Below are 13,958 nucleotides of genomic sequence, written 5' to 3'. Positions count from 1 at the left end.
TCAGTGAGTTAACGTCAGGCGCTTGACTGCGTCGGGCATGTTTTACGCCCAATCTGGGCCAGATGAGGCAACGAACGATGAGTATAACCGGAATTGAAAAGCTGGAATTTGGTGTGGAAGACCTGACGCACTGCGCCAAATTTATGCGTGATTTTGGCCTGACGGGCGATGCCAGCGGCCAGCGTTTCATCACCCTGAGCGGCGCGCGCGTGGAGCTTAACCCGATCGACAGCCCCGACCTGCCGCCCGCGTTTGAAGCGGGCAACACTCTGCGCCGCATGACCTGGGCGGTTGCCAGCCAGTCTGAGCTGGATGCGCTGCGCCCGAAGCTGGCGCAACAGCCAGGTTTTCGTGAAGTGGGCGACGCGCTGGAATGCCTGGATCCGAACGGCATGACGCTGCGCGTGCAGGTGACCCAGCAGACCGACGTGGAGCTTAACGTCGAGCCAATAAACCAGTGGGGCGACGCCCGCCGTATCGACACGCCCAGCCCGGTTTACGATCGCGCCCAGCCGATCAACGTGGGGCATGTGGTGTTCTTCGTGGAAGAGCTGGCGGCAGTGGAGAAATTCTACCGCGAGGTGCTCGGCTTCCAGGTCTCGGATCGCTATATCAACCGCGCCGTGTTCCTGCGCTGCGGGGCGCGTGGCGGCCATCACAACCTGTTCCTGCTGCAACTGCCGAACCGCAAGCGCGGCCTTAACCACGTGGCCTTCACCGTGCGCGACATCCACGAGGTGATCGGCGGCGGTATCGCGATGAATAAACATGACTGGAGCACCTTTATCGGGCCGGGCCGTCATCCGGTGTCGTCGGCGTACTTCTGGTACGTCAACAGCCCGACCGGCGGCGCGTTTGAGTATTACACCAACGACGACTACCTGACCGAAAACTGGCAGCCGCGCGAGCTGGAGCACTCCCTGGTCTCCTTTACCGAATGGGCGGTGGAGGGCGGGATTGACCACGACACGCGCCGTCAGCAGAAAAAGCCGGAGGCGGTATGACATCGCGCATTGTCATTATCGGCGGCGGCCAGGCGGGCGGCTGGGCGGCGAAAACCCTGCGTGACGAGGGCTTCGACGGCGAGATTTGCGTGGTGGCGGAAGAGGAATGGGATTTCTACGAGCGGCCGCCGCTGTCAAAAGCGTCTCTGCTGGAGCCGGACTCCGCGCTTCCGCGGCTGTTTAGCGAAGAAGCGCAGCAGGCGCTGAACCTGATCTGGTACCGCCCGCTGCGTGCTGAATCAGTCGATCGTGAAGAGAAAATCGTGCGTTTAAGCAACGGCGAATGTCTTAGTTACAACATCCTTTTAATCGCTACCGGCGGTCGGGCGCGCCTGCCTTCGCAGGCGTGGGCCAGCCATCCGCAGGTCTACACCCTGCGCCACTGGCAGGACACGCAGCGCCTGAAAAGTCGCCTGTCGGAAAGTCACAAACTGGCGATTATCGGCGGCGGCTGGATTGGCCTTGAGATTGCCGCTTCCGCGCGGAAAAGCGGCGTAGCGGTCGCGCTATTCGAGCAGCAGCCTGCGCTGTGCATGCGCTCGGTGAGCGGCGAGGTGTCGCAGCGCCTGGAGGCCCTTCACCGCGAGCAGGGGGTGGAGATCCGTACCGGCTGCGGCGCGCTGGAGCTGGAGGACGACGGCGGACTGCCGGTCATCCACTGCGACGGCAACCGTGAAACCTTTGATACGGTCGTGGTCGGGATCGGCGTCGATCTCAATCTGGAGCTGGCGCTTGATGCGGGGCTGAAAACCGGGCGCGGGATCGTGGTGGATGCCCAGGGACGCACCTCGGATCCATTCATCTTTGCCGCTGGCGATGTGGCCCAGCACCATCACTACGGCCTGTGCATCCAGTCCTGGGCCTTCGCCCAGAATCAGGCGGTGGCGACGGCGAAAGCGATGCTCAACCCCGATGCGCCGGGCTACGACGACGCGCCGTGGCTGTGGTCGGATCAATATCAGCACAATATTCAGATCCTCGGTATTCCGCAGCCGGAGAGTAAAACGATAGTGCGTGAAGATGCGCTGTTCTTCTCGCTGGATGAAAACGGGCGGCTGACGCAGCTGGTGGCGTTCAACGATGCGCGCACCGTCAAGCTGGCGAAGCGCTGGATGGCGGCGGGGCGGGATCTGTCGAACGTACCGCTTGCCGACCCGACATTTTCACTGATGTCACTGCGATAGCTAACCCGCACCCGTAGGGGGAGAGATGACCACACTAGAGACGAACACCGCGCCGGTTGAGGCGAGCGGTGAGGGGACCCGCACGCCCGAAAAAGCGGTGCGCTGGGCCATCCCGCTGTCGCTGCTGGCCTGCGTGCTGCTGGCGTTTTTCGACAAAATCAGCATCGCGGCGCTCTTTTCGGATACCCATTTCCAGCAGGCGATGGGCATTGATTTCGACACCACGCGCCTCGGCATATTGATGAGCGCCTTCCTGCTGAGCTACGGCTTTTCGTCGGTATTTTTGAGCGGTTTAGGCGACAAAATTGCGCCGCTGCGCCTGCTCACCGGGATGATGGCTGTGTGGTGCGTGCTGATGGTGGCGATGGGCTTTACCCATAACTACACGCTGATGATCGTCCTGCGCATCCTGCTGGGCGTGGCGGAAGGGCCGCTGTTCCCGCTGGCTTTCGCCATCGTGCGCCACAACTTCCCGCAGCATTTACAGGCGCGCGCCACCATGCTGTGGCTGCTGGGCACGCCGGTAGGGGCGGCAATTGGCTTCCCGCTCTCCCTCTGGCTGCTGAACACCTTCGGCTGGCAGAGCACCTTCTTTGTCATGGCAATGCTGACCGTGCCGGTGCTTATCTTTGTGCGCATCGGCCTGCGCGGGATCCGTCTTGAAGCAAAACCCGGCACCTCGCAGGCGTCTCAGGACGAGCGGCGCGCCGCGCGGCGCGAGCTGTTCGTCAGCCCGCATTTCTGGATCATCTGCATCTTTAACATCGCGTTCCTGACCTACCTGTGGGGCATCAACGGCTGGCTGCCGGGCTACCTGATCAAAGGCAAAGGCATTCACCTTGAGCATGCAGGCTGGCTGTCGTCGATGCCGTTCATCGCCATGCTGGCGGGGGAAGTGATTGGCGCGTGGCTCTCGGACAGGGTCGATAAGCGCGCGGCGGCCTGCTTTATCTCGATGGCGGGGGCGGCGGTGGGGCTGGCGGCGGTAATGCACCTCGATACCCCGCTCGCCGTCATCGCGGCGATGAGCTTCAGCACCTTTATGTGGGGCACCGGCGCGCCCAACATTTTCGCCCTGCTGGCGAAGGCCACCCATCCCCGGGTGAGCGCCACGGCGGGCGGCATTTTCAACGGGCTGGGAAACTTTGCAGGCGCGCTGTCGCCGGCGGTGATGGGCGCGCTTATCGCCTTCACCCACAGCATGGATTCCGGGCTGATTTTTCTGGCGGTGATGGCGGCGGTGGGCTGCGTCCTGTTACTGCCGCTGCTGAGACGTTACTGAGGAGAGTGTCATGACTGATTCAACCGTAACCCACAAAACGGGCATCAAACCTGACCATCTGACGATGGAGGAGTGGGTCGAGTCGCGCATCGCGCGCTTCGAAGGCCGTAAATACGACTGGAACGCGCTGAAGTTCCAGGCCGATTTTGACCCAAAATACCGCCGGGCGCAGATGCGCTACATCGGCACCGGCGCAACCGGCGTGGCGAACGACACCAACACCGTGCAGGCGGACCATTTCACCTTCTCCACCATGGTACTGCCGTCGAAGTGCGAAGGGCCGCTGCACCTGCACGACGACGTGGAAGAGGTGTTCTTCATGCTCAAGGGGCAAATCACGCTGATGATCCAGGACGGCGACAACTACACCGAAACCGTGCTGCGCGAGCGTGACCTGATCTCCGTCCCGCCGGGCATCTATCGCGGCCTGTTTAACCACGGGGAAGAAGAGGCGCTGATGTGCGTCATGCTGGGGACCAACAAGCCGGAAATCCCGACCTATCCGTCCGACCATCCGCTCTCGAAAGTGAAGCGGAACTAAGGGGGCACCATGACGGGTTTTCGTGAACAGGGAAGCGGCATTCCGCTGATGCTGCTACACGGGATCAGCTCTGGCGCTGCGTCCTGGCACAAGCAGATGGCGCTGAACGGTTTTCGCGTGCTGGCGTGGGACATGCCCGGTTATGGCGAAAGCCCGATGCTGGCCGTCGCGCGGGCAAACGCGGGGGATTACGCCGACGTGCTGGCGGCGATGCTGGATCGCGCCGGTGTCTGGCAGGCGGTGCTGGTGGGCCATTCCCTGGGGGCACTGGTCGCAAGTGCCTTTGCGGCGAAGTTCCCGGATCGCGTCATTCATCTTGTACTGGCCGACGCTGCGCAGGGCTACGGCAATGCCGCGCCGGAGCAGCGGGAGCAGGTCTGGCGCAACCGCGAGCAGCAGATGGCGTTGGGCGGCGAAATCCTCGCCCAGACCCGTGCCGCGAAGCTGCTGCGCCCCGGCGCGCGCGCGGAAGATATCGCCACCGTCGCGGCGGGCATGCGCACGCTGCGCCCGGAAGGCTACCTTGCCGCCGCGTGGATGCTGGCGCATGACGACATTCACGGCTGGCTTAAACGATACTCCGGCACGTTTGAAGTCTGGTGCGGCGAGCAGGACGCGATAACGCAGCCCGAACTGGTGCAGGGGCTGGCGCTGCGCTACGGCATGCCGTTTACCGCCATTCCGCAGGCCGGGCACGCCAGCTATCTCGATAACGACGTGTTTTTCAACCAACAGCTTTTACGCATTAACGAAGAGGTGCGCGATGAATGCACAAATTGACGGGCGCGTAGCGGTAGTCACCGGCGGTTCTTCTGGCATTGGCTTTGAAACGCTGCGCCTGCTGCTGGGGGAAGGGGCGAAAGTCGCCTTCTGCGGCCGTGACCCGGACCGGCTCGCCAGCGCCCATGCGACGCTGCAAAACGAATTCCCCCACGGGGAGATTTTTTCTTACCGCTGCGACGTGCTGAATGCCGACGAGGTTCAGGCCTTTGCGGATGCGGTGCAGGCGCGCTTTGGCGCGGCTGATCTGCTGATCAACAACGCCGGGCAGGGCTACGTGGCGCACTTCCATGACACCCCGCGCGAGGCGTGGCTGCACGAGGCAGAGCTGAAGCTGTTTGGCGTCATCAATCCGGTGCAGGCGTTTCAGGCGTTGCTGGAGCAGTCAGACATTGCCTCTGTTACCTGCGTCAACTCCCTGCTGGCGCTACAGCCGGAGGAGCACATGATCGCTACCTCCGCTGCTCGTGCCGCGCTGCTGAACATGACGCTGACGCTCTCGAAAGAGCTGGTGGGTAAAGGCATTCGCGTCAATTCCATTTTGCTCGGCATGGTGGAGTCCGGCCAGTGGCAGCGCCGCTTTGAAAACCGGGCGGACAAAAGCCAGAGCTGGCCGGAGTGGACGGCGGATATCGCGCGCAAGCGCGGCATTCCAATGGCGCGCCTCGGCAAGCCGCAGGAGCCCGCGCAGGCGCTGCTGTTCCTCGCCTCGCCGCTGGCCTCGTTTACCACCGGCGCCGCGCTGGACGTTTCCGGCGGCTTCTGTCGCCATCTGTAAGGACGCATCATGAAAAAGGTAATGTTGATTGGTTTTGGTGCCATGGCGCAGGCGGTGATTGAGCGCCTGCCCGCCGGTGTGGCTATCGGCTGGATCGTGGCGCGCGCGTCTCACCATGCCGCCATTCACGACCAGTTTGGCGATGCGGTCGAGGCGCTGACGTCGCCAATGGCGTGCGCGCAAACGCCGGATCTGGTGCTGGAATGCGCCAGCCAGCAGGCGGTGGCCCAGTACGGGGAAGAGATCCTGCGTCGCGGCTGGCATCTGGCCGTCATTTCCACCGGCGCGCTGGCGGACAGCGCGCTGGAGCAGCGTCTGCTCGCGGCGGGCGGAAAACTGACTCTGCTTTCCGGTGCAGTGGCCGGTATCGACGGGCTGGCGGCAGCGAAAGAGGGTGGGCTTGAGCGCGTCACCTATCAGTCGCGCAAAAGCCCGGCCAGCTGGCGCGGCAGCTATGCCGAGCAGCTTATCGATCTGAATGCGGTGTCAGAGGCAAAGGTCTTTTTTGAAGGCAGCGCCCGCGAGGCGGCGCGGCTGTTCCCGGCGAACGCCAACGTAGCGGCGACCGTGGCGCTCGGCGGCGTCGGGATGGATGACACCCGCGTGCAGCTGATGGTTGACCCGGCAACGAAACGTAACACCCACACGCTGCACGTCGAAGGGCTGTTTGGCGAATTCCATCTGGAGCTGAGCGGGCTGCCGCTGGCGTCTAACCCTAAAACCTCCACCCTGGCGGCACTGAGCGCGGTGCGCGCCTGCCGCGAGCTGGCCCTGAGCTGAGGAGTGACGATGGACGATCTGAAGATTTTTATCGGCGGCCAGTGGCGACACGGCGGAGGTAACCCGATGCAGAGCCACTTCCCGGCAGACGGGTCGATCAACGCGACGCTGAACGCCGCCAGTCTGGATGACCTGGAGGAGGCGGTAGACGCCGGAGAGCGCGCCTGGCGCGATCCCGCCTGGCGTAACAGCCTGCCGCACGTGCGGGCGAAGATCCTGCACAAGGTGGCGGATCTTATTGAATCCCGTGTGGATGAACTGGCGCAGATGCAGAGCCGGGATAACGGCAAGCCGCTGGCGGAAGCGTGCGGGCTGGTGATGAGCGCGGCGGGAACGGCGCGCTACTTTGCCGCCGCCTGCGAGCTGCTGGAGGGTGAACTTCCGACACCGCGCCAGCCGGATCTGCTGACGCTGAGCCGCTACGAGCCCCTTGGCGTGGTGGCGGCCATCACGCCGTGGAACTCGCCGATTGCCAGCGAAATGCAGAAGGTCGCACCGGCGATTGCCGCCGGGAACGCGGTGATCCTCAAGCCCGCCGAAGCCACGCCGCTGATGGCGCTGGAGTTGGCGCGGATTTTTGAACAGGCCGGGCTGCCCGCCGGGCTGCTGAGCGTGCTGCCGGGCAAAGGCTCGGTGATTGGTGATGCGCTGGCGCGTCATCCTCGCGTGCGCAAAATTTCCTTTACCGGCGGAACCACTACGGGCCGTCATCTGGCGCACGTGGCGGCGGAAAAACTGATCCCGGCCTCGCTGGAGCTGGGCGGCAAATCGCCGACTATCGTGCTGGAGGATGCCGATATCGAACAGGCGGTGCGTGGGATCTGCTACGGCATTTTCAGCTCGGCAGGGCAGGCGTGCATCGCCGGATCGCGGCTGTTTATCCACGAGAGTATTTACGCCCCGCTGATGGCGAGGCTGCTGGAATTAACTCGCGGGCTGCGCGTCGGGCATCCGTTTACCGACGGCGTGCATGTAGGACCGCTGATCGGCGAGAAACATCGCCAGAGCGTGATCGAGTACGTCGAACTGGCGAAGCGGGAAGGGGGCCGCGTGCTGTGCGGCGGCGAGATCCCCGCCGATCCCGCTCTGGCAAACGGTAGCTTCTTCCAGCCAACCATTATCGAAGGGCTACACAACAGCGCCCGCGCATGTCAGGAAGAGATCTTCGGCCCGGTGCTGGTGGCGATGCCGTTTGGCGATGAAGCGGCGCTTATTCGCGAGGCGAACGACTCGGTTTACGGCCTGGCGGCGGGGATCTGGACGCGCGATACCGGGCGCGCCCTGCGTCTCAGCGAGCAGCTGGAGGCAGGCACGGTGTGGATCAACACCTACAAAGTTTTTGCGATTTCGACCCCGTTCGGGGGCTTTAAAGAGAGCGGTCTGGGCCGCGAGAAGGGTATCCAGGGGCTGAAAGCCTGGATGCAACAAAAGAGCATTTATCTGGCGACGGGTAACAGCGTCAACCATTGGTGCGACTGAGAAAGGGTGAGCAATGAGCGAAATGATAACCGTCGGCGACGCCATCGCCAGAACGCTGGAGCAGTATCAGGTTGAGGCCATCTACGGCGTCATCTCCATTCACAACCTGCCGATAGCGGATGCGGTTGGGCAGCGGGGCAATATCCGCTTTGTGCCCGCGCGCGGTGAAGCCGGTTCCGTCACCATGGCCGATGCTCACGGGCGCTTTTCCGGCCTCGGCGTGGCGCTGACCAGCACCGGCGCGGGGGCCGGGAACGCGGTAGGCGCGCTGGTGGAAGCGATGAATGCCTGCACGCCGCTGCTGCATTTAACCGGGCAGGTAGAGAAAGCCTGGCTGGACGCCGACACCGGGTTTATCCATGAAACCCGCGATCAGCTGACCTTCCTGAAGGCCAGCTCAAAACGGGCGTACCGTATCAGCAATGCGAATCAGGCGATAGCCATTCTGCATAAAGCCATCCAGGACGCGCAGACCCTGCCGTGCGGACCGGTTTCGGTGGAAATCCCGATTGATATTCAGGGCGCCAAAATTCCGCTGTCGCTGGTTACCGCCCCGGTCAAACCGGCATCGGTTCCAGCCGTGGATACCGGGATGGTTGACGCGCTGTGGGCGCAGCTCAAACAGGCGAAACAGCCGCTGCTGTGGCTGGGCGGCGGGGCGCTGGGAAGCGCTGAGGCGGTGAAAAAACTGGCGGATGCGGGCATCACCGTGATTTCCAGCACCCACGCGCGCGGCGTGCTGCCGGACGACCACCGCGCCAGCCTGCGGGCGTTCCACAACTCGCCGTCGGTGGAGGCGCTGATTGCGCAGTGTGATTTTACGCTGGTCGCCGGTTCACGTCTGCGCAGCAACGAAACCCGCTCCTGGACGCTTGAGCTGCCGTCCCCGCGCGTGCAGATTGATATCGACCCGGCGGCGGCCAGCCGTAACTACCTGATGGATAGCACGTTGATAGCCGATTGTTCAGCGCTGCTTGGCGCGCTGGCTAAAAAAGTGCAGGGCCGCGAGTGGGGCAACGCCCAGTGGGATATGCAGGTGCAGCAGGCGGTCGGGCAAGCTGAGCAGGGGCTGCGCGAGCAGTGCGGCGCCTATGCGAAGCTTAACGACGCCATAGAAAAAGCCCTGCCGAAAGACGGCCTGCTGGTGCGCGATATCACCGTGTCCGGCAGCCTGTGGGGTAGCCGCCTGTTCAGGGCTAACGGTCCGCTGCTGAACATTCACTCCCTCGCCGGGGCGATTGGTATGGGACTGCCGATGGCCATCGGCACCGCGATTGCTAACCCGCAGCGCAGGGTGGTGGGACTGGTGGGCGACGGCGGCCTGAGCCTCAATTTAGGCGAGCTGGCGACGCTGGCGCAGGAGAAAGCCAACGTGACGCTGCTCATCATGAACGACGGGGGCTACGGCGTAATGCGCGGTATTCAGGATAAATATTTTGGCGGGCGTCAGTATTATAACGAACTGCATACACCGGACTTTACCCTGCTGGCGCAGGCGATTGGCCTACAGGCCTGGAGCGTTGAGCGGGCCGAGGATTTTGATGCGGTGATGACGGAAGCGCTGGCGATGCCGGGGCCGTCGGTGGTTGAGGTGCGGATGGGGCAGATTGGCGCCCTTAAGTTTGCCGGGCCGCCACAGAAAACGCTGTACTGATTGAGCCTTGTTGCCCGGTAGCGCGGCGCGCACCGGGCCGAAGTTTTATTTAATTCCGTCTGCCGCCATGCGGTCACGGATATGCTGCGCGCGTTCAACGGAAGCCGGGTGATCGTCAAACATGGAGCTTTGACGGCCTTCCTCCAGTTTCGCCAGTTTTTCGAAGCTGGTGGCTAAACCCGATGGATTGATGCCGCGTTTGCGCAACAGATCGTAAGAGTAGTCATCCGCTTCCGACTCCTGACGCTGGGAGAACTGGGAGTTAACCAGTTTCTCACCCACGTCGCCCAGCTGCGACTGGGACAGGCTGCCGACAATGCCGCCCGCAGAGGCCGCCGCAGCACGCACGGCATTGGTGCCCAGCGCAACCTGCATCCCTTTCTTCACGTGACCGAGAGCAACGTGACCCATTTCATGGCCGATCACCGCTTCCACTTCGTTGTCGGTCATCATGTCCATCAGGCCGCTGTAAACGCGGATACAGCCGTTAGCCATCGCGAAGGCGTTAACGTCTTTCGCCATATACACCTTGTAGTTCACCGGCTGACCGTTAATGTTGTCGCCCAGCGCGGAAGCAATCTTGTTCAGACGCTGCGTGTAGGTGCTGTTTGCCGGGGCAAGCGTAGCTTTTCCATCCATATCCTTACAGGCCTCGTCGCTCAGCGCTTTCACCTGCGCATCGCTCAATGAGTAGGCCTGAAAAGCTTCTGCGCCTGAGGTCATCAGGCCGTTAGAATCCATATTCTGACAGCCGCTTAGCAGGAGCGTTGTTCCCACAGCCAGCCCAATTGCACGCATTTTCATGATGTTGCTTCCGTACTCGTTAATCTGAATTAATTCCGAAAAATGCACCGTCAACGAAGCCGGTGTCGGGCTAAGTATAAGGAATATCTACAGGGGCGGGCGAGTAGATTGCGCAACATGCGAGCATGATCCAGAGATTTCTTAAGCTGCAAAAGAATGGTCCATGTACATGCCCTGCGGCTTGGGTTACATTGTTGGCACTTTTTTCCGGCGTAGCCCAAAACGCGCTGTCGTCAAGGGCATGGCCTTTAACAGTCCGATCTGGAGTTAAAATGTCCTCACGTAAAGAGCTTGCTAATGCTATTCGTGCGCTGAGCATGGACGCAGTACAGAAAGCCAAATCCGGCCACCCGGGCGCCCCTATGGGCATGGCTGACATCGCCGAAGTCCTGTGGCGTGATTTCCTTAACCACAACCCGCAGAACCCGGCATGGGCAGACCGCGACCGTTTCGTGCTGTCTAACGGCCATGGCTCTATGCTGATCTACAGCCTGCTGCACCTCACTGGCTACGATCTGCCAATCGAAGAGCTGAAAAACTTCCGTCAGCTGCACTCCAAAACTCCAGGTCACCCGGAAGTGGGCTACACCGCTGGCGTTGAAACCACTACCGGTCCGCTGGGTCAGGGCATTGCGAATGCCGTGGGTATGGCGATTGCTGAGAAGACCCTGGCGGCACAGTTCAACCGTCCTGGCCACGACATCGTTGACCACTTCACCTATGCGTTCCTGGGCGACGGCTGCATGATGGAAGGCATTTCTCACGAAGTGTGCTCCCTGGCAGGCACCCTGAAGCTGGGTAAACTGGTTGCGTTCTACGACGACAACGGCATCTCCATCGACGGTCACGTTGAAGGCTGGTTCACTGACGACACCGCCGCACGTTTCGAAGCCTACGGCTGGCACGTTGTGCGCGGCGTTGATGGCCACGATGCTGACTCGATTAAACGTGCCGTAGAAGAAGCGCGCGCCGTGACCGACAAACCGTCCCTGCTGATGTGCAAAACCATCATCGGCTTCGGTTCTCCGAACAAAGCGGGCACTCACGACTCCCACGGCGCACCACTGGGCGACGCGGAAATCGCACTGACCCGTGAAGCGCTTGGCTGGAAACACCCTGCCTTCGAAATCCCGTCTGAAATCTACGCTCAGTGGGATGCGAAAGAAGTGGGCCAGGCGAAAGAAGCGGCCTGGAACGAGAAGTTCGCGGCTTACGCGAAAGCCTTCCCACAGGAAGCGGCTGAATTCACCCGTCGTATGAAAGGCGACATGCCGTCTGACTTCGACGCGAAAGCGAACGAGTTCATCGCGAAGTTGCAGGCGAACCCGTCTAAAATCGCCAGCCGTAAAGCGTCTCAGAATGCGATCGAAGCGTTTGGTCCTCTGCTTCCAGAATTCCTCGGCGGCTCCGCTGACCTGGCGCCATCTAACCTGACCCTGTGGTCTGGCTCTAAGCCAATCAACGAAGACACTGCCGGTAACTACATCCATTATGGTGTACGTGAATTCGGGATGACCGCGATTGCCAACGGTATCGCTCTGCACGGTGGTTTCCTGCCGTACACCTCTACCTTCCTGATGTTTGTGGAATATGCACGTAACGCCGTGCGTATGGCTGCGCTGATGAAACAGCGTCAGGTGATGGTCTACACCCACGACTCCATCGGTCTGGGCGAAGACGGTCCAACTCACCAGCCAGTAGAGCAGGTAGCTTCCCTGCGCGTGACCCCGAACATGAGCACATGGCGTCCATGTGACCAGGTTGAATCTGCGGTGGCGTGGAAATACGGCGTTGAGCGTCAGGACGGCCCGACCGCGCTGATCCTCTCCCGTCAGAACCTGGCGCAGCAGGAACGTACCCCAGAGCAGCTGGCAAACATCGCCCGCGGTGGTTACGTGCTGAAAGATTGCGCGGGCCAGCCTGAGCTGATCTTCATCGCGACCGGTTCAGAAGTTGAACTGGCCGTTGCAGCATGGGAAAAACTGACTGCTGAAGGCGTGAAAGCGCGTGTGGTTTCTATGCCATCTACCGATGCGTTCGACAAGCAGGATGCCGCGTACCGCGAATCCGTACTGCCTAAAGCGGTCTCCGCTCGCGTGGCAGTGGAAGCGGGTATCGCTGACTACTGGTTCAAATACGTTGGCCTGAACGGCGCTATCGTCGGTATGACCACGTTTGGTGAGTCTGCGCCGGCTGAACAGCTGTTTGAAGAGTTTGGCTTCACCGTTGAGAACGTTGTCGCTAAAGCGAAAGAACTGCTGTAATTGCCGTTTTGCCCGGTGGCGCTAACGCTTACCGGGCCTACAAATGGCATAAAATGTAGGCCGGGTAAGCGTTAGCGCCGCCCGGCTTTTTTGTATGCACGATTCCTCAGACATGTAACTGCTCTGTAAATTATTCCACCGAAAATGTGATGCAAGTCATATAGCTCGCTTATTCATCTGGACAGAGATTCCTTTTATTCCCCGATTCGCTTATTCTTGCTGAAGCGTTTCAGTCGATTAAATGTTCGACAATTGACCAATCAATCGCAGTTTGTGACAGCAAGGATTCCCCTTCGGGCGTCGCTGGATTACTCTTTCAGCCACCTCAAACTCAGGGATAGCTTTGCAGGAGATCTATGACCGTACGCGTAGCGATTAATGGCTTCGGTCGCATCGGGCGCAACGTGGTTCGTGCTTTATATGAATCCGGGCGTCGTGCGGAAATCACCGTGGTGGCAATCAATGAACTGGCGGATGCTGCGGGCATGGCGCATTTGTTGAAATATGACACCAGCCACGGTCGCTTTGCCTGGGACGTTCGCCAGGAAAGGGAACAGCTGTTCGTCGGTGACGATGCCATCCGCGTGCTGCATGAGAACAGTATTGAAGAGCTGCCCTGGCGCGAACTGGGTGTGGATGTGGTGCTGGACTGTACCGGCGTGTACGGTAACCGTGAACATGGCGAAGCGCATCTGAATGCTGGCGCGAAAAAAGTGCTGTTCTCCCATCCCGGCAGTCACGACCTCGACGCCACCGTCGTGTTTGGTGTCAACCAGCACGAGCTGCAGGCTGAACACCGCATTGTCTCCAACGCCTCCTGTACCACCAACTGCATTATTCCGGTCATTAAACTGTTAGACGATGCGTATGGCATTGAATCCGGTACCGTGACCACGATTCACTCCGCCATGCACGATCAGCAGGTTATCGACGCCTACCATCCGGATTTACGACGCACTCGCGCGGCGAGCCAGTCCATCATTCCGGTGGATACGAAACTGGCTGCCGGGATCACGCGTATTTTCCCGCAGTTTAACGACCGTTTCGAAGCGATTGCCGTGCGCGTCCCGACGATAAACGTCACCGCAATCGATCTTAGCGTGACGGTGAAAAAACCGGTAAAAGCCTGTGAAGTCAACCTGTTGCTGCAAAAAGCGGCACAGGGAGCATTTCATGGTATAGTTGACTATACGGAATTACCGTTGGTCTCAGTAGATTTTAACCACGACCCGCACAGCGCCATCGTGGATGGCACGCAGACGCGAGTCAGTGGTGCGCACCTCATCAAGACGCTGGTCTGGTGTGATAACGAATGGGGCTTTGCTAACCGAATGCTCGACACCACGTTAGCCATGGCCGCAAAAGGTTTCAGGTAGAGCGCACCTTGCGCTTGCAAAACTTTAAGAAT

The 13,958-nt window shown here is 60.8% G+C and carries 12 protein-coding genes; 11 read left to right on the top strand and 1 reads right to left on the bottom strand.

Annotated features, from left to right (window positions below; translation table 11 throughout):
* Positions 1-77: 77 nt before the first annotated feature.
* Genes ACOTXC_RS03950 through ACOTXC_RS03910 form a run of 9 tightly spaced genes read left to right on the top strand, consistent with a single transcriptional unit; the run spans position 78 to position 9,482 of the window.
* Positions 78-1,004, top strand: coding sequence for a VOC family protein (locus ACOTXC_RS03950; RefSeq protein WP_063853792.1), 927 nt, complete (start codon positions 78-80; stop codon positions 1,002-1,004).
* Positions 1,001-2,188, top strand: coding sequence for an NAD(P)/FAD-dependent oxidoreductase (locus tag ACOTXC_RS03945; RefSeq protein WP_421767423.1), 1,188 nt, complete (start codon positions 1,001-1,003; stop codon positions 2,186-2,188). Before ACOTXC_RS03950 ends, ACOTXC_RS03945 begins: the two co-directional genes overlap by 4 nt.
* Positions 2,189-2,213: 25 nt before the next feature.
* Positions 2,214-3,470: an MFS transporter gene (locus ACOTXC_RS03940; protein WP_022649340.1), complete on the top strand. Its 1,257-nt coding sequence runs from the start codon at positions 2,214-2,216 to the stop codon at positions 3,468-3,470.
* 10 nt (positions 3,471-3,480) lie between these two features.
* Complete coding sequence (locus ACOTXC_RS03935) at positions 3,481-4,011, top strand: cupin domain-containing protein (protein WP_022649339.1); 531 nt, start codon at positions 3,481-3,483, stop codon at positions 4,009-4,011.
* 9 nt (positions 4,012-4,020) lie between these two features.
* A complete protein-coding gene (locus ACOTXC_RS03930) occupies positions 4,021-4,791 on the top strand; it encodes an alpha/beta fold hydrolase (protein WP_038416704.1) in 771 nt (256 codons plus the stop codon).
* Positions 4,775-5,569, top strand: a complete 795-nt coding sequence (locus ACOTXC_RS03925) for an SDR family oxidoreductase (RefSeq protein ID WP_421767422.1) — start codon at positions 4,775-4,777, stop codon at positions 5,567-5,569. The genes ACOTXC_RS03930 and ACOTXC_RS03925 overlap by 17 nt, the downstream gene beginning before the upstream one ends.
* Positions 5,570-5,578: 9 nt before the next feature.
* Positions 5,579-6,349: an aspartate dehydrogenase gene (locus ACOTXC_RS03920; protein ID WP_023295404.1), complete on the top strand. Its 771-nt coding sequence runs from the start codon at positions 5,579-5,581 to the stop codon at positions 6,347-6,349.
* A gap of 9 nt (positions 6,350-6,358) precedes the next feature.
* Positions 6,359-7,828: an aldehyde dehydrogenase gene (locus ACOTXC_RS03915; protein ID WP_063150138.1), complete on the top strand. Its 1,470-nt coding sequence runs from the start codon at positions 6,359-6,361 to the stop codon at positions 7,826-7,828.
* A 13-nt stretch (positions 7,829-7,841) separates the two neighbouring features.
* Positions 7,842-9,482, top strand: a complete 1,641-nt coding sequence (locus tag ACOTXC_RS03910; RefSeq protein ID WP_421767421.1) for a thiamine pyrophosphate-binding protein — start codon at positions 7,842-7,844, stop codon at positions 9,480-9,482.
* Between the two features lie 45 nt (positions 9,483-9,527).
* Here the strand turns inward: ACOTXC_RS03910 and ACOTXC_RS03905 are convergent, their stop codons facing one another.
* Complete coding sequence (locus ACOTXC_RS03905; RefSeq protein ID WP_003860073.1) at positions 9,528-10,286, bottom strand: M48 family metallopeptidase; 759 nt, start codon at positions 10,284-10,286, stop codon at positions 9,528-9,530.
* Positions 10,287-10,558: 272 nt separating this feature from the next.
* Between ACOTXC_RS03905 and tkt the strand changes: the two genes are divergently transcribed.
* Both tkt and epd read left to right on the top strand, forming a co-directional pair.
* Positions 10,559-12,550, top strand: coding sequence for a transketolase (gene tkt, locus ACOTXC_RS03900; protein ID WP_041908344.1), 1,992 nt, complete (start codon positions 10,559-10,561; stop codon positions 12,548-12,550).
* A gap of 356 nt (positions 12,551-12,906) precedes the next feature.
* Positions 12,907-13,926: an erythrose-4-phosphate dehydrogenase gene (gene epd / locus ACOTXC_RS03895; protein WP_022649326.1), complete on the top strand. Its 1,020-nt coding sequence runs from the start codon at positions 12,907-12,909 to the stop codon at positions 13,924-13,926.
* The last annotated feature ends 32 nt before the right edge of the window (positions 13,927-13,958 follow it).

The sequence above is a fragment of the Enterobacter cloacae complex sp. IR5428 genome (assembly GCF_049238585.1).
GTDB lineage: Bacteria > Pseudomonadota > Gammaproteobacteria > Enterobacterales > Enterobacteriaceae > Enterobacter > Enterobacter intestinihominis.
The sequence above is the reverse complement of the archived record's forward strand: the minus strand, read 5'-3'. Positions and strand labels throughout refer to the sequence as shown.